Annotated in this window: 22 protein-coding genes; 14 read left to right on the forward strand and 8 right to left on the reverse strand. The window is 47.6% G+C overall.

Translation table 11 applies throughout. The annotated features are described in order from the left end of the window. Positions 1 to 58 precede the first annotated feature (58 nt). From LIZ87_RS19365 to LIZ87_RS19400, 8 genes are all read right to left on the reverse strand, one after another. Positions 59 to 1597, reverse strand: coding sequence for a hypothetical protein (locus LIZ87_RS19365; RefSeq protein WP_227148876.1), 1539 nt, complete (start codon positions 1595 to 1597; stop codon positions 59 to 61). A 22-nt stretch (positions 1598 to 1619) separates the two neighbouring features. Then, a complete protein-coding gene (locus LIZ87_RS19370; protein ID WP_227148877.1) occupies positions 1620 to 2606 on the reverse strand; it encodes a hypothetical protein in 987 nt (328 codons plus the stop codon). A 59-nt stretch (positions 2607 to 2665) separates the two neighbouring features. Then, a complete protein-coding gene (locus tag LIZ87_RS19375; protein WP_227148878.1) occupies positions 2666 to 3502 on the reverse strand; it encodes a hypothetical protein in 837 nt (278 codons plus the stop codon). Between the two features lie 16 nt (positions 3503 to 3518). After that, positions 3519 to 5042 (reverse strand): Y-family DNA polymerase, encoded by a 1524-nt coding sequence (locus tag LIZ87_RS19380; protein WP_227148879.1) that lies wholly within the window; start codon positions 5040 to 5042, stop codon positions 3519 to 3521. 25 nt (positions 5043 to 5067) lie between these two features. After that, positions 5068 to 5433 carry an MmcQ/YjbR family DNA-binding protein gene (locus tag LIZ87_RS19385; RefSeq protein ID WP_227148880.1) on the reverse strand — a complete coding sequence of 122 codons (366 nt, stop codon included), beginning with the start codon at positions 5431 to 5433 and terminating at the stop codon, positions 5068 to 5070. Between the two features lie 63 nt (positions 5434 to 5496). After that, the gene (locus LIZ87_RS19390; RefSeq protein WP_227148881.1) at positions 5497 to 7821 is read right to left on the reverse strand and encodes a DEAD/DEAH box helicase family protein; all 2325 of its coding nucleotides are present in this window, start codon (positions 7819 to 7821) and stop codon (positions 5497 to 5499) included. Then, entirely contained in the window at positions 7814 to 8467 is a 654-nt protein-coding gene (locus LIZ87_RS19395) for a type I restriction endonuclease (RefSeq protein WP_227148882.1), read from the reverse strand. The genes LIZ87_RS19390 and LIZ87_RS19395 overlap by 8 nt, the downstream gene beginning before the upstream one ends. Positions 8468 to 8480: 13 nt before the next feature. Then, the gene (locus LIZ87_RS19400; protein ID WP_227148883.1) at positions 8481 to 10124 is read right to left on the reverse strand and encodes a hypothetical protein; all 1644 of its coding nucleotides are present in this window, start codon (positions 10122 to 10124) and stop codon (positions 8481 to 8483) included. A gap of 479 nt (positions 10125 to 10603) precedes the next feature. On the opposite strand from LIZ87_RS19400, the gene LIZ87_RS19405 reads away from it, so the two are divergent. The 14 genes from LIZ87_RS19405 (at position 10604) to LIZ87_RS19470 (ending at position 22044) form a co-directional block, all read left to right on the forward strand. Continuing rightward, positions 10604 to 11494 carry a DUF6017 domain-containing protein gene (locus tag LIZ87_RS19405; protein WP_130870521.1) on the forward strand — a complete coding sequence of 297 codons (891 nt, stop codon included), beginning with the start codon at positions 10604 to 10606 and terminating at the stop codon, positions 11492 to 11494. A 15-nt stretch (positions 11495 to 11509) separates the two neighbouring features. Beyond that, positions 11510 to 11722, forward strand: coding sequence for a DUF5348 domain-containing protein (locus tag LIZ87_RS19410; RefSeq protein WP_002574007.1), 213 nt, complete (start codon positions 11510 to 11512; stop codon positions 11720 to 11722). Between the two features lie 105 nt (positions 11723 to 11827). Further along, positions 11828 to 12304 (forward strand): PcfB family protein, encoded by a 477-nt coding sequence (locus LIZ87_RS19415; protein ID WP_069154511.1) that lies wholly within the window; start codon positions 11828 to 11830, stop codon positions 12302 to 12304. Beyond that, complete coding sequence (locus LIZ87_RS19420; protein ID WP_069154510.1) at positions 12301 to 14112, forward strand: VirD4-like conjugal transfer protein, CD1115 family; 1812 nt, start codon at positions 12301 to 12303, stop codon at positions 14110 to 14112. Before LIZ87_RS19415 ends, LIZ87_RS19420 begins: the two co-directional genes overlap by 4 nt. A 58-nt stretch (positions 14113 to 14170) precedes the next feature. Beyond that, complete coding sequence (locus tag LIZ87_RS19425; RefSeq protein ID WP_091132270.1) at positions 14171 to 14311, forward strand: Maff2 family mobile element protein; 141 nt, start codon at positions 14171 to 14173, stop codon at positions 14309 to 14311. A gap of 163 nt (positions 14312 to 14474) precedes the next feature. Next, positions 14475 to 14819, forward strand: coding sequence for a desmoglein-4 (locus tag LIZ87_RS19430; RefSeq protein ID WP_227148884.1), 345 nt, complete (start codon positions 14475 to 14477; stop codon positions 14817 to 14819). 75 nt (positions 14820 to 14894) lie between these two features. Then, entirely contained in the window at positions 14895 to 15383 is a 489-nt protein-coding gene (locus LIZ87_RS19435; protein ID WP_002569239.1) for a hypothetical protein, read from the forward strand. Between the two features lie 497 nt (positions 15384 to 15880). After that, positions 15881 to 16405 carry a plasmid mobilization protein gene (locus LIZ87_RS19440; RefSeq protein ID WP_330371120.1) on the forward strand — a complete coding sequence of 175 codons (525 nt, stop codon included), beginning with the start codon at positions 15881 to 15883 and terminating at the stop codon, positions 16403 to 16405. Continuing rightward, positions 16377 to 18002: a relaxase/mobilization nuclease domain-containing protein gene (locus LIZ87_RS19445; RefSeq protein ID WP_002596496.1), complete on the forward strand. Its 1626-nt coding sequence runs from the start codon at positions 16377 to 16379 to the stop codon at positions 18000 to 18002. Before LIZ87_RS19440 ends, LIZ87_RS19445 begins: the two co-directional genes overlap by 29 nt. Next, positions 17992 to 18378, forward strand: a complete 387-nt coding sequence (locus tag LIZ87_RS19450; RefSeq protein WP_002596495.1) for a cysteine-rich VLP domain-containing protein — start codon at positions 17992 to 17994, stop codon at positions 18376 to 18378. Before LIZ87_RS19445 ends, LIZ87_RS19450 begins: the two co-directional genes overlap by 11 nt. Positions 18379 to 18508: 130 nt before the next feature. Continuing rightward, complete coding sequence (locus tag LIZ87_RS19455; RefSeq protein WP_002596494.1) at positions 18509 to 19249, forward strand: replication initiator protein A; 741 nt, start codon at positions 18509 to 18511, stop codon at positions 19247 to 19249. Next, positions 19246 to 20100 carry an ATP-binding protein gene (locus tag LIZ87_RS19460; protein WP_002596493.1) on the forward strand — a complete coding sequence of 285 codons (855 nt, stop codon included), beginning with the start codon at positions 19246 to 19248 and terminating at the stop codon, positions 20098 to 20100. The genes LIZ87_RS19455 and LIZ87_RS19460 overlap by 4 nt, the downstream gene beginning before the upstream one ends. Next, a complete protein-coding gene (locus tag LIZ87_RS19465; RefSeq protein ID WP_002594231.1) occupies positions 20097 to 20291 on the forward strand; it encodes a transposon-encoded TnpW family protein in 195 nt (64 codons plus the stop codon). Before LIZ87_RS19460 ends, LIZ87_RS19465 begins: the two co-directional genes overlap by 4 nt. A 127-nt stretch (positions 20292 to 20418) precedes the next feature. Beyond that, entirely contained in the window at positions 20419 to 22044 is a 1626-nt protein-coding gene (locus tag LIZ87_RS19470; RefSeq protein WP_227148885.1) for a recombinase family protein, read from the forward strand. Positions 22045 to 22202 lie beyond the last annotated feature (158 nt).

The raw sequence follows: 22202 nt of genomic DNA on the forward strand, positions 1-22202 counted from the left end.
GATTTTGGAGCTGCTTTTTCGTTTGCACCACCTTCGATTCTTTCCTTAACGATTTGCATTATTCTTTAGGTAAATCCAAATCATCTTCCGTACATTTCCGGATAATATGCTTTGTCTTTTCCATTGGTAGCGGTACTGCGTCCGCCGCAAAATATTCTTTCTTCACCACTTCAACAACAGCTTCATGGTTATCTTTACCGGCAGGAACAATCACATAATCGCCAACCTCGATTGAGTCGTCATCGGCTATGTAATAATAGCTCTTATATCCTTCATCAAAGGTCACACTGCAATAGATGATGTCGTTGCCACACCGCCGCACCTTTCCATAGCCGGATGGGTTCATAATTTCGCCCCAACCGTAGAAGGTCATAAAATCAAACACCGACTCCATAAACTCAGCCCAATCATCCGGTAAACCTTTCTTATCGTAGGTTCCCTGGATTACTTTTTCTTCGCCCTTTTTGGTGACCACCTTGATGGTGTAGTCTTTGCTTTCAAGCGGATTTTCAACGACATCAGGCGGATTTCCTTCAATGTGTTCAAACAAGGTGTCTATGTCCAAATCATCGAGCAGGCTCTCAATACCGCCTTCTACTTTGTACCTGCGAGTGACAGTACAACCCGTGCCGATATTCTGGATGTGTTCAATGCTTTCACTGTTTCTGTCTACGATCAATGATTCTGTATAATCCCAAACGGCATATTCTGTATGCTCCGAGATTGGTTCCTTCGGTTTTATCTTTGTGATGCGGTGATAGAACACTTCGATCCGATTTACAATGTCTGGCTTGTTATTCCCATCAAAAACATACAAATCAGGCATATCCAGACTGTGACGGAGTAAGTCTGAAAGGTCGACACCTTGAACTACAAACTCGGAACACAAGGAACCACGAAATTTATAGGTCTTGCCCTCCGTATTCGTAAGCTCCATATTCCAGTCACCGATGTCTGTTGCAAATACCTCTGTATATTCGTTGCTGAAATATGCTGAAAATGCGGACATAATTCTTTCTGCAACAGCTTTATCAACTTTCAGCTTTTGTGTTCTGGCCTTTTCATAATGCCCATCACGGCGCTGTCCGAACACATACGCCGAAAACCACACACGTCCTTCCGAATTGAGAGTAATGTGTTGCTCGACTTCTTCATCCGGTTCCGGGCATGGACCAAAGCCAAGGCGATTAGAAACAATACGAATTTTCTTCAACTCACCGGTGAATACAAAAGGGTTCTCGCCGGAAAGCACCGCCAGACGGCTCAGTGCCAAAATAAACCAGGAACGATTCTCGAACTCCAAAATGGAAGCGGCATCATACGCCCAGTGGTTGAAGTATCGCCATTGTGAGTAGATTGCAGAGCCAAGCAAACTGATGTCTGTTATCTCGTCAATAACTCGATTCAATTCATCGTATTTGCTCGCAGCATTCCCGTACTTCTCCGAAAATGCGTGACCGCAATCCATTTGAAACCCAAGAGCTTCACAGTCATCAGCCATGTAGTGATCTACAAGCTCTATGTAGTTGATTTTTTGATCTCTGAATTTATCAACCCATTTTGTGGCGAAATCATGGACTTGCTTCAAATATTCCATTGCAGTCACCTCCTGAAAACAATTAAAACTCCTCCCAAGTTCTGCCGTTTAGATCAGCTGCAATCTTTTCGGTATCAGGTATCGTTTTGTATCCAAACATATCCGCAAGGTTAAAAAACTTACTTTTCTGAATGGGATTCTTGCTGCTTTTTCTAAAGTCAATCGGGTAGAACTTCTCGACCATAAAATATCTGTGACTGATCGTGCGGAGGTTATAGCCGTAGTCCTCTGCACGGTGGATTGCTTTGTTAATGCGGCAGATCTCATCCGGTGTTGGCGCTTCGCCGCTTTCTGCCCGGTATGTCATTTTTCCCTCAACTTCAGCCGCAATGATAGTCTTTTTCAGCTTGCCGACCGCACGGATGCTCTTATCTTTGTAAAGTCCAATATATCCATGCTCTGAAAACTTTCGGGATTCCTGATCGTAGAATAAATTCAAATCCATGTTGTCCTGGAACGTTGTTCCTGCCACAATCGCTCGCATCCACTTATGACCATCCGGTATCAGCTTTTCATCAAAACAATATTTTTTGAAATCATCCAACACAGAAATAATCTCCGTGTCTCTGTCATCAATAATATCTTCCATCGCCTCCACAAGCTGTTCAAAAGTCAGATTAACGTGCTTAATCGGGTGGATCAGGCGCTCCATGTTTTCGCTGTTATACTTTTTCAGTTCAACAGTCATTTCATCAAATAACTGCTGCTTCATTGGTCTGGGGTCGATAGTCAGCAGAACCTTGATGTCCTCTGCGCCAAACTGCTCCAGATGATTTACAAGCTGCTGCTTATCGAACTGATTATAGAGCTTTGTCTCGACAACGATCTTAAAGCTCTTTTGGCTGATTACAGCATCCGGAACGCTTTCGTCACCAGCAACCTGCAAGTCAAATGTAATTTCAGGACTTTCATCCTCTCCGAGAATAAGGCTATTCAACATAGAGAAGAATTTATCTGCATTATAATTATATAAACGGGAAAGCATCAACATGGTGTTGGATGTATCCACATTCTCTTTTGAATGGTATCGCTGAAAGTAATGTATCTGCATAGCGCACCTCCTGAAAACTATCTGCCTTTCTCGACTTTCTGCTTGCGAGCCGATTCAACCCATTTTGCAAACTCCCAATCCAAAGGCACCTCATCAATCACTTCCATCAGCATTTCCTCATAATCAAGATAATCCTGATAATCCGATATTCTGCTCCATGCGCAGGGCAGAGAAGGGATGCCATACTGCTTCTTCGCAATGTCGATGATGTAGTTGTCCAGCGGAATATGTAAAAAACGGTAAAACGGTTCTACAACATCAGGAACCAGCACATACAAGTATTTCAAAGTCATATTGACCCATTTCTGCGCTTGTCCAATATAAAACTCGATTCCTTCCGATTCATACATCGAAACAATTTCTTCGCAAATGGAGTGGTGCCATTTTGTAAAATCCTCAGCATCATTCACGGCAACAAGCTCAGAGATTCTTTCTTCCAAAAGCGCATCTACCGCTTTTCTCAACATATCCCCATTCTTGCCATTAAATCGAATCGTTCTGCACATATCCGTATATGCGCTCCTGCTGGCAGCTTCAAAGGGGTTATCCGTTACGCCAAAGTAGAGCATCTTCAGAAAGTCAAGAATCTTGCTATCGACAGAAACCATACTGGACGGAGTGGAACCTTCTTTTTTCGCAAGAATCCGTCTGCAAAACTCATCCATCTTGTCTTTGCCATAGAAGGAGAAAGGATCGTCAACAGCGTTTCCGTCCACATCATTCCAAGGGTCAAAAACCACGTTCCCCTTGTGATAGAAGAAAACGCAGTCTTTCATCAGAAAGTATCCGTTGCTGTGAGCAATCCAGTCGGCCTGTTCCCATGCGTATTGCTTTGCCTTTTCAATATCGTACATCGTATCCCTCTTTTCGCTATGCTTTATGACCGCCAATCTGTGCATTGCGGTCTTTAGCGGTTGCACCTTCCTGAAGATTCATTCCCTTCAAAATGGCGTTCTTTCCAAATTTTTTCTTTATCATCAATACTGCCTGTTGCATTTTCTTTTCACGCTCCAGCGCAGCATCTTCTTTCTCTTTTTCATTCTCTAAAGCGGCATAATCAGTGAATAAGTCCAGTTGCTCCACTTTGTTTTCTTTCGGCACATCTGCTTCACAAATCACATGATTTACGGATATGTTGAGTCTGCGTACCAAAAGAGATTTATCTACAATCCGGTCATATAGTTCCAAAACCGCATCTGTTACCAAGCGGGTAGAGGAAGTATATCTGCCGATATTGGCAGTTCCATGTGCGTGTTTTGGCACTTGCCGCCCATAACGGTCAGTAGTTATTTGACCTTTATATGCCTTGCGATGCACAGGGTCAGACAGATTTTCAATATCATAGCCAACTGTCAACACAATCTGGTCAGTAACCAATCCCTTGTCCACCAAATCCAGCACAAGAAGATCAATCATCTCTCGAACAACCAGTCTTGCTTTTTCAAAATCATAGGGGCAATGCAGCACCTGCCCGGAGCCGACGCTATTATTTTCTGGCTTATATTGCTTCACTTCCGCAATCGTGCACGGCTCCCAGCCCCAGGCATGATCTATCAGCAGTTCGGCATTGATGCCGAATAACTTGTAAAGCAAATCCTCATTGTAATATTCGTTCGATTTTCCCACCGAACAGCGGGCAATATCGCCCATTGTAAATAAACCGACTTCTTCAAGTTTCTTTGCGTATCCCCGACCAACTCTCCAAAAGTCGGTGAGGGGACGGTGATTCCACAGTTGACGTCGATAGCTCATTTCGTCCAGTTCGGCTATGCGAACACCGTTTTCATCCGCCGGTATATGTTTCGCAACGATGTCCATAGCAACTTTGGCAAGGTACATATTTGTACCAATACCGGCTGTTGCGGTTATGCCGGTCGTTTCCAAAACATCCTGAATCATCCGTTTTGCAAATTCACGAGCATTCAAACCAGAAGAAGATAGATAGTGGGTGAGGTCAATAAACACCTCGTCAATGGAGTAAACAAGGATGTCCTCTGGAGCGATATACTTGAGGTAGATATTATAAATTCTTGTGCTATGCTCCATGTAATGAGCCATTCTCGGAACCGCTGTAATGTAGGACAGCTCCAATTCAGGATGTGCAGCCAGCTCTATTGCATTACTTGATATTCCGGTAAATGTATGTCCCGGTGCTTTTTTCAAGCGCTCTGCATTTGCTTTTTTGACCTGCTGTACCGCTTCAAACAGTCTGGCACGGCCTGAAATACCATAGGCTTTCAAAGAGGGGGAGACTGCAAGGCAGATGGTCTTTTCTGTTCGGGAAGCATCTGCCACAAGCAAATTTGTGGTCATGGAGTCAAGCCCACGCTCGATACATTCCACAGAAGCATAGAAGGACTTGAGATCTATGCAAAGAAATATTCTGTTGTCCATAGTCCCAAGCCCTCCATTCTATGATTCAATGTTTTTTCGATTTCCCCTTAGTCAATTCATAACTCAGGGAAAGTAAGTCTTTTATTGTTTCGTCCGTTTCTGGCCTGTCCAGCATTATGCTGATCCATTTATCTTTGTTCATGTGATACGCCGGGTAGAAGCCACTCTGCATCCGGAGGGAACCGATCATGACAGGGTCACACTTCACATTCAAAATATCAATAATACCCTCGTCAGCCAAACCAAGTTTTCTGCAGTCAACTTCCAAGACAACGCCATACCACTTGTTATTGTCTGTGTGGCGCAGGACAGCATTCCAGTCATTCCACGGATAGTCCGGCTCTGTGCCGTATTGCTGCCTGCACCAGTCAAATACTTCTTGTCTGGTCATTTCGTTTTATCGCTGTCACTTTCCGTAAATCTTGTTTCATAGCTGACTTCAGACCCCATGCAATTACGCATTCCTCAGGCTTTTATAAATCTCATCCGAAAAGATTCCCAGCACTTGACGCTTGATTTCGTCGTTGTTCAGAAGAAGGGAGAAGAAGTCCTGATTCTGTGACAAGCCTTCAATCAGTGCATCGTCAATATCATCAAAATAGGAAAACTCAAAGTCTTTTTGGGTGTTATTTTTTGCGCTGATTTTCAATTTTTCGGACTTCATCAGAATATCCCGAATCTGAAGCATTGCTTTTACAACAACATCATTGTCATAGTTCTTTCCGGTACGGCTGTTGATTTCATCAATGATTTCTGACAGCCGCTTTTCCTTATCTTCTGTCAAACCAAAATGTTCCGCTGTCGGTAACTTCACAACAGGGTCAGCTACAAGGTCAGATTTTTTATGTTCTTCGCCTTTTTTCTGTACGAAGTTAGAAGCCCGAATTTTTTCGTCCAAATTAAAGCCCCCACCCGGATGCTTAATATTGATGTACGCCAACAAATAAGCTACATAATTGTATTTTTTATGCAGCTCCGTATCCTCGAAGCTGGATACTTGAAGCAGGAACTCATAGAATCGCACGAAACTTCGCATATCAGCCACGGATTGCCGTTGGGTTTCGTACTCATAGTGTTCCAACAGCTTTTTGCTCTTTTGCAGGAAGAAGGTCAGACGTTGTTTCTGCTTACCGGTAACTTTCTGAATGTATAGAATATCGTTTGCAGCTTCAATATCTGCCGGATCAAGAATCGCATAAGCATCAATTTTCGCTTCCAAATCGTAAACCGCATTCGGAGTCACGGAGTTAGCCAGCAGAGTTGTAGTGTAATAAGGAGCAAACGCTGCCTTAATTTCGTCATAGGTATTTACAAAATCAAGTACAAAGGTTTTCTTATCATACGGAGGACAGATGCGATTCAGACGAGAAAGAGTCTGTACCGCATTCACACCTTTCAACTTCTTCAGTACATACATCGCACAGAGCTTTGGCTGGTCAAAGCCGGTCTGATACTTATTTGCGACCAGAAGCACCTGATAATCTTCAGAATCAAACTCTTTCGGCAAACGCTCTTCCGGGAAACCATTCATAGCCGATTCCGTATATTCTTTATCATCATCTGGCAGTTTTACCTTGCCGGAGAAGGCTACCAGAGCCTTGATGTCATCATAGCCTTTTTTCTTTGTATAGTCCTCAAACGCCTGACGGTATTTTACCGCACCCTGACGAGAAGCGGTAATCACCATCGCCTTGGCCTGACCGCCCAATTCCTGCATAATGGTTGTACGGAAGTGTTCAACAATAACTTCTACACGTTGGGCAATATTCGTATCATGTAGTTCAACAAAACGGGCAATCTGCCGTTTTGCTTCATTTGTTTTGCAACGGGGGTCATCCTCAATTTCTTTGTTGATCTGGTAGAATGTCAAATATTCCGTGTAGTTTTGAAGCACATCTAGAATAAAGCCTTCCTCAATAGCCTGTTTCATGGAATAAACATGGAACGCTTCTTTCTGTCCTTTCGTGTTCAGGCGACCAAACAACTGAATGGTTGTCGGCTTGGGGGTGGCAGTAAATGCAAAGATAGACACATTCGCTTGCTTGCCATTACGCTTGATTTCTGAGGAAATCATATCTTCCACATCAGCATCGACTTCTTGCCCACCGGAACCAAGAGCCATTGTCACCGCCGCCATATCTTTGCCAGCGGTGGAGGAATGGGCTTCATCAATAATGACCGCAAAGTGCTTGTTCTTCAAATTCTTTACGCTGTCCACGATAAACGGGAATTTCTGGATTGTTGTTGCAATAATCTTGGTATTGCTATTCAAGGCAATCGCCAAATCGGTTGAATTGCACTTATCATCCATTACACGAATCAGACCAGCCTTATGCTCCATACCCATAATGGCTTTCTGGAGCTGGCGATCAACTACAACACGGTCTGTCACGATAATGATGTTATCAAAAATAATCTTGTTCTCTGCATCGTGCAAAGAAGTCAGTCGATGAGCCAGCCATGCAATAGAGTTTGTCTTGCCCGAACCGGCGCTGTGCTGAATCAGATAGTTCTGCGCTGTCCGATTTTCATGCACATCGGCCAGCAGCTTACGAATCACATCAAGCTGATGATAACGGGGAAAAATCAGGTTCTCTGACCGCTTGATTTTACCGGTCTGCTCGTCCTCAGTTTCCTTGACTTCGACAAAAACGAACTTGCTGATTAAATCCAGCACGGTATCTTTAGTTAGAATATCCTCCCACATATAGGACACGCTATATTTATCCGGGAAAGCAGGGTTGCCCGCACCGGCAGTTACGCCTTCGCCATTACCCATATTGAAAGGTAGGAAGAAGGTAGCAGCCCCCCGCCAGCTTTGTGGTCATATAGACTTCTTCTAAATCCATTGCAAAGTTGACAATGGTGCCAGCCTTGAACAGAAAAAGTCGGGTTTTGGGATTGCGTTCGGTACGGAATTGATAGATAGCATCCTGATAAGACTGTCCAGCGATATTACATTTTAGTTCAAAGGACATAATTGCCAAACCGTTCAGGAAGATGACCAGATCAATGCGCTCTTTGTCGCTTGCCCAAACTTCCTCCATAACGGAGAAAATATTCTGCTCATATTTTCTTGTCAGTTCCTGATTGAAGGAGGTAGCCGGTTTAGTATACATCAGTTCCAGCTTCTGGTTGGAAATCTCAATTCCATGCTTCAACACCTCAATCAGACTTCCACGAGACTTCGTAGTTTCCGCATTGATAAAGCCGACAATGGTATCCTCCAAATCATACTTGTAGATTTTACGCAGATAATCCATTGTCTCCGGCTGAGTGGCATTCAGGAACTGTATCAGCAGCTCCCGATCCATTGCAAACAAGCGGTCATAGTTGGATGACTTGCGAATGAGATAACCATTGTCCTGCTCCAGACGCTCAAGGAGGAATTTCTGATATTCTTTTTCTGAAAGTATGTTATTCATTGCCATCCTCCTTCTACATCTTCGGAAGGGTATGAAGTCCTAATCCTTTGGGAATGATGCCGTTCTTTTTCATCTTGTCCAAAGTTCCCTGCCAAGTAGAATACTTTGTATTCGCTTTGTTGTTCGTCCAGTTTGTCATTACCTCATGAATGATCTGGCTGTCAGTAGGTGCTACATTTCCATCAATCATAAAATCATTCCATGCCGCATACAGCGTTGCAATACGCTCAACCTGACTGGTTTTCATCGGTTTCAAGAATGTAATCAGCTTGTCGATTTCTTTCTGATGATCACTGAACGCATCGTGATAGGTTTTCACAAAATCAGCGTGATTTTTTCCTGGGACAAGCAGATCAGCACCCTGGTGCTTCTGTTCGTACCAATGGTTGCTGACTAAGATCTCTACATAATGATCCAATTCCAGATCATAAGGCCCATGAGCGTACCGATAGTATTGAGTGCTACGGTTGAGTCCAATATGCTCGTCCATAAGATAAAGCATTTTCTGAAGCTGGATTTTTCCTCGAATTTCCTTACCCAGTTTATCAATGACAATACCCAGCATAATGATATGGGGATCAAATGCTACTGCCATATCAGATACAGCCAGCGGAACCTCTTTTTTGCCGGTCACATACTCATAAATGAGTGATTTCTTGTAATCAGCAAGTACAGAAAGCTGTTCTTTTTTCTTTGCAATAATTGCATCAATTTCTCCGCAATTCACATCGAGAAAATTTGCAATCTGTTCTTGTTCTTCAAGCGGAGGTTCAAACAGAGGAACCTGTGCAAAATTGGAAAACCGCAAATCTTGCCCGTCACGAATGAAATTGCAGGTTCCCTGCAAAGCGTTAATGTAAACAGAAGATTTGAACAGCCATTTGTAGAAACGAGGGACAATCGGTTTTGCTGCTTTCAACACGACATAGTGCCATGTAATGCAGCCGGTTATCTCGCTCATTTCAAGACCGCCTTGGAAACTTCTCAAGCTGATAATAAAATCATTCGGCTCAACGTGTTTCCATTTATCCAATCCTTGCGTAGCAAGTACAATCTGAGCCTGTTCATTTTCCATATACTGTTTCTGTGTGATAATTCCATACTTCTGGCTTGCTGTTAGCTGCTCGTCATCATGGAACTTTCTAAGATCAGAATTATAGAACAGATATTTGGACGGAATCGTATGCCAGTGCTTTGGTAATTGTTTTGCCCAGTTCAATCCACTATCCGCCTGCTCTACATTGTCCATCAGTTTTCCTGTGACCGCTTCTGAAATAATTGAACGCTTTTCCTGCTCCAGCGTATCAATCTGTTCCTGAATGTCCGTGGCAAGCGTATCAAGCTCACCGCATTTAGAGTCAAGGTATAGGACAATACCATCTTGCTCCCGTAACGGTGGATAGAAAATATGCTCCTTCGCCAACATTAAAGATAAATTGATATTCTGTATTCCAGTTGTTTGACTGATGTAATATGGAGAACACTTACATCCATACCAAGCACTGAGCCAATAGACAGCATACTCAGGACGAATTAAAGATTTATCTATTTTTATTCGATCCATAAAATTCGCAAAGAGAGCAACATACTCTTTATCAAATAAAACAGCTCTTCCAACAGGTGTTTTTTCTCCACCTCCAGATTTTTCAATTAACAACTCTGATTATCTCCAAAAAGCCCGGAAATACGGGCATTTCACGGGATATAAGAACTGAATTTACTACCGATTTACTACTTTCGGATTGAGCTTTGACACGCTTCTGCCTCCCGTGAAGCCCACCGCCCAAATAGTGACACATCGAAAATTGAATACGACACCGCAGACAGCGGCGTTCTCTTTTCCCCTTTGGGGAGATCAGGACGCCGCTTTTTTTGCGCCCAAAACCAGAAAGGAGGCGACCGCCTATGTACTTTACTTCCGGCAGCGACCGGGCCTTTGAACAGCTCATGCAGACGAGGCCGGGCGCAGACCACTTTGACAGCGGCGAGGCCGGAGCGCCGGAGGACTGCGGCACCTGCCGTTTCTACCGCCCGCACTGGAAGTACCAGTTTTGTGTGTATGAGGAATGTCCCTACCAGCCGGGCAAGCTGACCGCCTACGACGCGGTGACATTTCGAGTGAAAGGAGTTGAGAACATGGCAGTATTTCGTGTAGAGCGTAACAAGGGCTACACGGTGATGTCCAATCACCACCTGCGGAACAAGGACTTATCCCTGAAAGCCAAGGGCCTGTTATCGCAAATGCTCTCCCTGCCGGAAGATTGGGACTATACGCTCAAAGGCTTATCCCTTATCAACCGGGAGCAGATCGACGCGATCCGGGCCGCAATCCGGGAGCTGGAACAGGCCGGGTACATCGTCCGATCCCGTGAGCGCGACAGCCAAGGGCGCTTGCGCGGCGCGGACTATGTGATCTATGAACAGCCCCAGCCTGTGCCGGATTCACCTACGTTGGAAAATCCAATGTTGGATAATCCAACGCAGGAAAAGCCTACGTTGGGAAAACCAACGCAATTAAATAAAGATATATCAAGTAAAGAAAAATCAATTACTGATGTATCAATTACCGATCCCATTCCTATCCTTTCCCGACCCTCTCCTTTGGAGGACGAAGCGGCACAGCCGCCGGAACGGAAAGGAACGGAAGCGAAATCACAGAGCGCCATAGAGATTTATCGTCAAATCATCATGGACAACATCGAGTACGAACACCTTTGCCAGCACGTCAAGGGCATTGACCGGGAAACACTGGACGAGATTGTGGACTTGCTGGTGGAAACTGTATGCAGCGCCCGCAAGACCATCCGCATTGCCGGGGACGATTACCCGGCAGAGCTGGTGAAATCCAAGTTTATGAAGCTGGACAGCTCTCACATCGAGTTTGTCTTTGACTGTTTGAGCAAGAACACTTCGGAAATCCGCAATATCAAGAAATACCTGCTGGCTATGCTGTTCAATGCGCCCAGTACGATCAACGGTTACTATGCCGCGCTGGTGGCCCATGACATGAATACCGGCAAAATCTGAAAGGAGGACGGCTCTATGAAACAGGGTGCATTGATTTTCGACGAGCGCAGCGACCGTTACGACATTCGCTTTGATCTGGCGGACTACTACGGCGGCCTGCACTGTGGGGAAACCTTTGACGTGATGGTGGGCGGCAGGTGGAAGCCCACCCGCATTGAGTACGGGGCCAACTGGTATCTGGTTGGCATCCGTGCCGACGACCTTTCCGGCCTGCGGGTGAGGATTTAATCGGGGACAACCGGCGCAAGCGGCTGTCCCTTTTCTGTTTTCTGCGGCGGCTGACGGTGCCACCTTAACCGTGCCGCCGCACTTCTGCGAAAGGAGGGATAGCGATTGCAGGAGGAAGTAACCCAAAAGACAATAGCCTTTTCCATCAAATCGGCCAAGCTGACAATCCAAGTGCTGCAAGCGGCGGCCCGTAAGTTTCTGGAAACCCAAAACAAGGGCAAGACCAAGCTGCACCACGGCCAGCAGAGCCTAAAGCAGCTCAAAAAGCACGGGGCGGCCCTGTCCAATATCGAGATCACCGACGCCAACATTGGACTGTTTAAGCCCTGCGCCAAGAAATACGGCGTGGACTTCACGCTGCGGAAAGACACCACCACCCAGCCCCCGCACTACATCGTGATTTTCAAGGCCAAGGACGCCGACAACATGGAACAGGCGTTCAAGGAGTTCACGGCCAAGAAGTTGCAGCGGGAGGAACGGCCCTCGATCCGCAAGGACATTGCCGCAAGCAAGGAAAAGGCAGCGGCCCGCAACGCTGACCGGGCCAAGGAAAAATTCAAAGAAAGGGGGCTGTCACGATGAAGCCGGAAATGAAAAAACTGATAATCGCCAATCTGCCTTATCTGCTGTTTGTCTATCTGTTCGGCAAGCTGGGGCAGGCGTACCGGCTGGCGGAGGGCATCGACCTTTCCCAAAAGCTCCTGCACTTTGCGGACGGCTGCGCGGCGGCCTTTGAAAGTGCTGCCCCCAGCTTCCACCTCTTTGACCTGCTGATCGGCGTCGCCGGTGCTGCGGCGCTGCGGCTTATGGTGTACTGCAAAGGCAAGAACGCCAAGAAATACCGCAAAGGCGTGGAATATGGCAGCGCCCGATGGGGCGGCCCCAAGGATATAGCCCCCTATATCGACCCCAATTTTGACAACAATATTCTGCTGACACAGACGGAACGGATCACCATGAACAACAGGCCGAAAGACCCCAAAACCGCAAGAAATAAAAATATTCTGGTAATCGGCGGTTCCGGCTCCGGCAAGACCCGATTCTTCGTAAAACCAAACCTGATGCAATGTGTGTCCAAGGACTATCCGACCTCTTTTGTGATAACCGATCCCAAGGGCAGCCTGATCGGTGAAGTGGGCCAGCTCCTTATCCGCAGCGGCTACCGTGTGAAAGTGCTGAACACCATCAACTTTTCCAAGAGCATGAAGTACAACCCGTTTCGGTATCTGCACTCGGAAAAAGACGTGTTGAAGCTGGTAAACACCCTGATTTGTAATACCAAGGGAGAGGGGGAAAAATCCGCCGAAGATTTTTGGGTGAAATCGGAACGGCTGTTCTACACGGCCCTGATCGGCTATATCTGGCAGGAAGCGCCGGAGGAAGAAATGAACTTCACGACGCTGCTTGAAATGATAAATGCCAGCGAAGCCCGCGAGGACGACCCGGAATTTCAATCGCCGGTGGATTTGATGTTTGAGCGATTGGAGGAAAGCGACCCCGACCATTTTGCCGTCCGTCAGTATAAAAAATTCCTGCTTTCGGCGGGCAAGACCCGTTCCTCAATCCTTATCAGCGCAGGCGCGAGAATGGCCCCGTTTGACATCCGCGAGGTGCGGGAACTGATGGAGGACGACGAACTGGAACTTGACACCATCGGGGACGAGAAAACGGCGCTTTTCCTGATTATGTCGGACACGGACACCACCTTTAATTTCATTCTGGCAATGGTACAGAGCCAGCTTATCAACCTGCTTTGTGACCGGGCCGATGATAAATACGGCGGGCGGCTGCCGGTTCACGTCCGCATGATACTGGACGAGTTTGCGAACATCGGCCAGATACCCAACTTTGACAAGCTGATCGCCACCATCCGAAGCCGGGAAATCTCGGCTTCAATTATTTTGCAAAGCCAGTCACAGTTAAAGGCCATCTACAAGGACGCTGCGGAAATCATTTCCGACAACTGCGACTGTACGCTTTTTCTTAGTGGGCGGGGCAAAAACGCCAAGGAAATCTCTGACGTGCTGGGCAAAGAAACCATCGACAGCTACAACCAGAGCGAAAACCGGGGCGCACAGACCTCTCACGGATTGAATTATCAGAAGTTAGGAAAGGAGTTGATGTCACAGGACGAGATCGCAACGATGGACGGAGGCAAGTGTATTTTGCAGGTGCGCGGTGTCAGGCCGTTTTTCAGTGAGAAATACGACATTACCCGTCACCCCCGCTATAAATACCTTTCCGACGCCGACAAGAAAAACTATTTTGACGTGGACAGGTACTTGACCGCCCTGCGCCGGAAACGGCAGCGGGTGGTTTCGCAGGAGGAAACCTTTGACCTCTACGACATCGACCTGTCGGATGAAGATATGGCCGCCGTGAACGAATGACCGGCGGTTTTCCCTTATCAACCAATCATATCAAACTGAAATTTATGGAGGTAAATTTATGGAATTTTTCAATAGTGCGGTTACTACTTTGCAGACTATCGTTGTGGGCCTCGGCGGTGCGCTGTGTGTTTGGGGCGGCATCAACCTTCTGGAAGGTTACGGTCAGGATAACCCGGCCAGCAATGCTCATGTGCGGTAAAGTAATAAAAAGATTTAGGTAGCCGCCTTAACTATTCCTAAATAAGATAATATGCACAGTATTTTCTCGTAAATAGAAAATAAATTATTGCATTTTACCAATTATTATGTTAAAATGACAATGTAACAAAGAGCTATGTATTTTTAAGGAAAGGGAGGAACTTATGAATTTAAGAAAATCTATTTTAGCACTTTCAGTAGTAGCTGGAATTGTAGCTGCTCCAATGACTGTATTTGCCGCTCATACTCATAGTTGGGGTTCTCCCCAGTACTATGGATATGAAGATGAAATGCCTGGTATATATGATGACTGGGATAAATGTGCGACACGTCATGTATATAATTACAAACAATGTTTAATTTGTGGAGAAGTAAGCATTTATGAAGTTGAGACGATTGAAATGTCTCACAAATGGGTGAATGGTGCATGTGTATATTGCAACAAAGGTTACGCGAAAGAGATAAATCAACATAGTATCATTACCGGCAAGTTTATAATCAAAAAATAGAAAGCATTGAGAATATTTCAAAATTTCTTGAAAGTACTCTCAGTGCTTTCTTTGATAATATGAAAGGAGAAATAAATGCAAAAAAAACAACTTTCTGTATTAGTACTAATTATTTTATGCTTTTTATTAGGATGTAACAGAGAAACACCAAAAGATGAATCTCAACAAAATTATGAAGATGAATCTAATATTTCTAAAACAAATGGAGAAGAACTTGTAAATATAAACAGTGAATTGTTAGGTTCGACTCCTTTTGATATCCAAATCGATAAAACAGCATTGCAGACTAGAAAAGAAACAGAAACAGAAGTTACAATAAAGACAAATTTAACAGACTGGGGTTATACTGTTTCTTCTGAAAAAGGGAAAATATCTGATATAAATAAAAATTCATTCATATATATAGCACCTAAAGATGAGAGGGATGATACTATAAAAATACAATTATCGGACTATGAAAATGGCATATCATATGAATATACAATTCCACTTATTTTTGCGGGAAACAATGAACATTCTTTAGATAAATTCAAGGAAAATCTTTCAAGATTACCTAATAGTTAGTAAAGAGTCGATAGACTAAAGTACCACCATTCTCTTTTATTTCAACTGAATATCCATCCCGCCGCACCGCAGCGGCACATGAAGCAGTAAATCCGAAAAAGATTTGCTGCTTTTTTTGCGTCCATTTTTGGCAAATTTCCAAAAGTTCCGTATTAGACAGTGAAGCCAAAAAAGGCTGCCGTTTTTTTCAGACAGCGGGCAAAACACAGCTTCCCAGACGCCTTATTGTCGGGAAAGACCGAGCCGCCGGAAAAGTTCTTGCCGGAAAGTCCGTCATTTTTGCTTTTTGCGGTGTTGTAGGGAGTAAGGGGAGAACGCCGCCCGCAGCCTTTTATAAAAAAGCTGGTTATAGATTTCCCGAAAAAGTGGCAGTAGCAAGTGAACGGCAGTCCGGCAGTTTCTTAGAGCAAGATTCTACCGAGGTGCCAAAATTCGCTTTTCGCTCATTTTGCCCCTGCGGGAATCTTGTTGGGGAGTGCCTTCCCCAAACCCTGCTTATGCGGCTTACGCCGCTTAAAAATCCCTCAAAATATTTTTTCGGATTTTTCAAAAACAGTTCCGCTTCACACCCTGTTTTTCTCCTATTAGTGAGAGGACACCACACACAGAAAGGAGGTCAACCACCTATGAAACGATACAACACACCGCACCGCAGCCGGGTAGTCAAAACACGCATGACCGAGGAAGAATACGCCGAGTTTGCCCAGCGGCTTTCTGCTTGCAATATGAGCCAAGCCGAGTTTATCCGGCAAGCTATAACCGGGGCAGCCATACGCCCCATCATAACCGTTTCCCCCGTCAACGACGAGCTGCTTGCCGCTGTCGGGAAGCTGACCGCCGAATACGGCAGGATCGGCGGCAACTTAAACCAGATAGCCCGGACGCTGAACGAGTGGCACAGCCCCTACCCGCAGCTTGCCGGGGAGGTACGGGCGGCGGTTTCCGACCTTGCTGCCCTAAAGTTTGAAGTCTTGCAGAAAGTGGGTGACGCTGTTGGCAACATTCAAACATATCAGCTCTAAAAATGCCGACTATGGCGCAGCGGAAGCCTATCTCACATTTGAGCATGACGAGTTTACCATGAAGCCCACCCTTGATGAAAACGGGCGGCTGATACCGAGGGAGGATTACCGCATTTCTTCCCTCAACTGCGGGGGCGAGGATTTCGCTGTTGCCTGTATGCGAGCCAATCTCCGCTATGAGAAAAACCAAAAACGGGAAGATGTGAAAAGCCACCACTATATCATCAGCTTTGACCCACGGGACGGGACAGACAATGGCTTGACCGTAGACCGGGCGCAGGAGCTGGGAGAGCAGTTCTGCAAGGAGCATTTCCCCGGACACCAAGCCTTAGTCTGCACCCACCCGGACGGGCATAACCACAGCGGCAATATCCATGTGCATATCGTCATCAACTCCCTGCGGATTTACGAAGTCCCGCTTCTGCCCTACATGGACAGACCAGCCGACACACGGGAGGGCTGCAAGCACCGCTGCACCAATGCCGCTATGGAATATTTCAAGAGCGAAGTCATGGAGATGTGCCACCGGGAGGGGCTTTACCAAATCGACCTCTTGAACGGCAGCAAGGAACGGATAACCGAACGGGAATACTGGGCGGCAAAGAAAGGGCAGCTTGCCCTTGATAAAGAGAACGCTGTCAGAGAAGCCGCAGGACAGCCGACCAAGCCCACCAAGTTTGAAACGGACAAGGCGAAGCTGCGCCGGACGATACGGCAGGCACTTTCCCAAGCTGGCAGCTTTGACGAGTTTTCTTCCCTTTTGCTGCGGGAGGGTGTGACCGTCAAGGAGAGCCGGGGGCGGCTTTCCTACCTCACGCCGGACAGGACAAAGCCTATCACAGCCCGGAAGCTGGGGGACGATTTTGACAAGGCTGCTGTCCTTGCCCTGCTCACGCAGAACGCCCACAGAGCCGCCGAACAGACCAAAGGCATACCCGAATACCCTGCCGCAGTTAAAAAGCCGTCACAAGGGGAAAAAACCACAAAAACCACCCCGGCAGACAACACCTTGCAGCGCATGGTTGACCGGGAAGCCAAGCGAGCCGAGGGCAAGGGCGTGGGCTATGACCGCTGGGCGGCAAAGCACAACCTAAAGCAGATGGCAGCTACCGTTACCGCCTATCAGCAGTACGGCTTTTCCTCCCCGGAGGAACTGGACGAAGCCTGTTCTGCCGCCTATGCCGCCATGCAGGAAAGCCTTACAGAGCAGAAGCAGGTGGAAAAGACGCTGAACGGGAAAAAGGAGCTGCAACGGCAGGTGCTTGCCTATTCCAAGACCCGCCCTGTCCGGGACGGGCTGAAACAGCAGAAAAACGCCAAAGCAAAAGCAGCCTACCGACAGAAGCACGAAAGCGACTTTATCATAGCAGACGCAGCCGCCCGCTATTTCAGGGAGAACGGCATTTCCAAGCTGCCGAGCTATAAAGCCCTGCAAGCAGAGATTGAAACCCTTATCAAAGAGAAAAACAGCGGCTACAACGATTACCGGGCAAAACGGGAGGAATACCGCCGCTTACAGACTGTCAAGGGCAATATCGACCAGATTTTACGCCGGAGCGAGCCGCAGCGCAGAAAGGAGCAGAGCCATGAACGGTAATATCCCCCGCATGGACTACCGCCAGTACCGTGTAGCCCGCCGCCTTGTGCATGAGTGCTGCAACTATGACAGCGGGAACTGCCTGCTGTTGGAGGACGGCGAGCCTTGCGTGTGTGTACAGAGTATCAGCTATTCGCTGCTCTGCCGCTGGTTTACTGCCGCTGTCCTGCCCCTTAATGAAGCACTGGAAGCCGCCCTCATGCGCCGGGGAAGCCGGAAACGCTGCGCTGTCTGCGGGGCGTTCTTCTTCCCAAAATCCAACCGGGGGAAATACTGCCCGGACTGCGCCGGACGCATGAAGCGGATAAACGCCGCCAGACGGAAGCGGAAACAAAGGGAGAAATGTCACGCTTTAGGGCATTTCAAACCCGCATAAATCAAGGGTTTTTAGGAGGGTGTCAAAGGGTGCGTGATACATTTATCCTTTTCCCTTAAAAACGCCCTCTAAAAGCGTAACAGAACCCACAGACAGACACCACAAGGAGGTGAACCCTATCGCTGATTATATGACCGCAGAAACGGAGCTGCCCGCTTACCTGCCTTACCCCCGTTTCCTGCTGAAAATGGACATATCCCACACCGCCAAGCTACTATATGCGCTGCTGTTAGACCGCTCCACCCTTTCGCAGAAGAACGGCTGGCAGGACAGCGAAGGACGGACATACATTGTCTACCCCATAGCAGAGATAGCGGAAATGCTGGATAAAGGCTGCACCACCATAAAGGGCGCACTGAACGAACTGGATGCTGCCGGGCTGCTGGAGCGCAGACGGATGGGCTTTTCTGCCGCCAACCGTCTGTATGTGAAAGTGCCGCCTATCCCAGTGGTACAGTTTTCCGACCAACTGACGGACAAAAAACCGACCCTCATAAGGGCGGGAAACCGACCAACTGACAGCCGGAAAACTGACCTTATGACGGACGGAAAACCGTCCCCTAACCAAACTAATATAAACAACCTAATAGAGAGCCAAACAAAAAGAGCGAGTGAGGGGCAGCCCCCCGCCGCTTATGGCAGATATAAAAACGTATTCCTTTCTGACGCAGAACTTATGGAGCTGGAACAGGACTTCCCCGGCAAGTGGGAGTATTACCTTGACCGCCTTTCCTGCCATATCGCTTCCACTGGGAAGCAGTACCAGAACCATGCAGCCACCATTTACAAGTGGGCGCAGGAGGACGCTGCCAAAGAGAAGCCAAAGAAAGGCATACCGGACTATTCATTCAAGGAGGGAGAAAGCCTATGACCGATACAATCCACAACACCATACTGCCTATGACCGACACCACAGCCGAGCCGGAGGATTACACCGGGGAGGACGGGCTTTTATACTGCGGCAAATGCCGGAAACCCAAAGAAGCCTATTTCCCGGAGGGCAAGACCTTTTTCGGGCGTGACCGCCACCCGTCAGAGTGCGACTGCCAGCGGGCAGCCCGTAAGGAACGGGAAGCCGCCGAGAAGCAGCGCAGCCACCTTGAAACGGTGGAACGACTGAAACGGCAGGGCTTTACAGACAAGACCATGCAGGACTGGACATTTGACAACGATAACGGAAGCTGCCCGCAGATGAAGAGCGCCGCCGGATATGTGGAACGCTGGGAACAGATAAAGGACGGGAACTACGGGCTGCTCTTGTGGGGCAGGGTAGGCACTGGAAAAAGCTATTTTGCCGGGTGTATTGCAAACGCCCTCATGGAGCAGGAAGTCCCGGTGTGCATGACAAACTTTGCAACGATACTCAATGACCTTGCCGCCAGCTTTGCGGGCAGGAACGAATATATTTCCCGCCTTTGCAGCTTCCCCCTGCTCATCATTGACGATTTTGGAATGGAGCGTGGCACAGAATACGGTCTGGAACAGGTCTACAACGTGATTGACAGCCGCTACCGGAGCAGGAAGCCGCTGATTGTGACGACCAACCTCACGCTGGAGGAATTGCAGCACCCGGAGGACACCGCCCACGCCCGCATTTATGACCGCCTGCTTGAAATGTGTTCCCCTCTCTGCTTTACCGGGGAGAATTTGAGGAAAGCCGCCGCACAGGGGAAAATGGAACAGCTGAAACGGCTGCTTGCCGGAAAGGAGATTTGCCTATGACCGACACCCAGAGAAACAAACGCCCTGCCCGCCGCCCGGACTGCGTGACCGAAACGAGGATAGGCAACACAATCCTTGTGGTGTCTGGCTTTTTCAAGGAGGGGGCGACCGACACCGCCGCTGACAAGATGATGAAAGTGCTGGAAGCAGAAGCCGCCGCCGGATATTTGACCTGTGATAAGCCTGATTGAAAAACCGTCATTTTTACCGACCGTAAAGAAGCAGATTTGACGCTTTTGCCGCTATACAGACAGCCGCCCCATGTGGTACAATCAAGGTACGGAATAGTGGGGCTGGCTGTCGGAAACGGAGGAATTTATGTTAAGACAGACCACCCAGCAACTCATTACCGCCCTTTACCCAAGACTGTCCCATGAGGACGAGCTGCAAGGCGAGAGCAATTCCATTTCCAACCAAAAGAGGATTTTGGAAACCTATGCCAAACAGAATGGATTTTCTAATCTGCGCTGGTACACCGACGACGGTTATTCCGGGGCGAACTTTCAAAGACCCGGATTTCAAGCCATGCTTGCAGACATTGAAGCCGGGAAAGTCGGGACAGTTATCGTCAAGGATATGTCGAGGTTAGGGCGAAACTACTTACAGGTGGGAATGTATACGGAAATGATTTTTCCACAGAAAGGTGTCCGCTTCATCGCTATCAATGACGGAGTGGACAGCGCACAGGGGGAAAATGATTTTGCCCCGCTGCGGAACATTTTTAACGAATGGCTGGTGAGAGATACGAGCAAGAAAATCAAGGCAGTAAAACGCTCTAAGGGCATGAGTGGAAAGCCCATCACAAGCAAGCCCGTCTATGGCTACCTCATGGACGAGGACGAAAATTTCATCATTGACGAGGAAGCCGCCCCGGTGGTACGGCAGATTTACAGCCTTTGCCTTGCCGGGAACGGTCCGACCAAGATAGCCCGTATGCTGACCGAGCAGCAAATCCCCACGCCGGGGACACTGGAATACCGCAGGACGGGAAGCACCCGCCGCTACCACCCCGGCTATGAGTGCAAGTGGGCGACCAATACCGTGGTTCATCTGCTGGAAAACCGGGAATATACGGGCTGTCTGGTAAACTTTAAGACCGAGAAGCCGTCCTACAAGCTGAAACACAGCATAGAAAATCCCCCGGAAAAGCAGGCGGTTTTTGAGAACCACCATGAGCCTATCATTGACCGGGAAACGTGGGAACGGGTGCAGGAGTTACGCAAGCAGCGCAAACGCCCCAACCGTTATGACGAAGTGGGCTTGTTCTCCGGCATACTCTTTTGTGCCGACTGCGGCAGCGTGATGTACCAGCAGCGATACCAGACGGACAAGCGCAAGCAGGACTGTTATATCTGCGGAAGCTACAAGAAACGCACCGCCGACTGTACGGCGCACTTTATCCGTACCGACCTTTTGACCGCTGGCGTACTCTCCAATCTGCGGAAAGTTACCAGCTATGCGGCAAAGCATGAAGCCCGGTTTATGAAGCTTTTAATCGAGCAGAAAGAGGACGGGGACAGACGCAGGAACGCCGCCAAGAAAAAGGAGCTGGAAGCCGCCGAGAAACGCATAGCCGAGTTATCTGCTATCTTCAAGCGGCTGTATGAGGACAGCGTAACCGGGCGCATATCGGACGAGCGTTTCACAGAGCTGTCGGCAGACTATGAAGCCGAGCAGAAAGAACTGAAAGAACGTGCCGCCAGACTGCGGGAAGAACTTTCCAAAGCGCAGGAAGCCACCGCAAACGCTGAAAAGTTTATGAATGTGGTACGCAGGCACACTACCATTGAAGAACTTACCCCTACTCTGCTGCGGGAGTTTGTGGAGAAAATCGTTGTCCATGAAAGCGTTGCCCTTGACGGGAAACGCCGGGGCAAGTTACGCAGACAGGAAATCGAAATCTATTATTCTTTTGTCGGCAAGGTAGAACTGCCCGACACCTAACCGCCCGACCTATCCGACATACCTCATGTGCCGGATAGGAACGGCAAAATTTTTTACACTTCTATTACTTCTTTATCACACATAAGCGAAGTCGCAGGGCGTCAAGCAGTTTATGGCTAATTAAAGGGAACAAAAAGAAAGGAAAAGCACAATCCAGA

The organism is Lacrimispora sp. 210928-DFI.3.58, assembly GCF_020554865.1.
Taxonomy (GTDB): Bacteria; Bacillota; Clostridia; order Lachnospirales; family Lachnospiraceae; genus Enterocloster.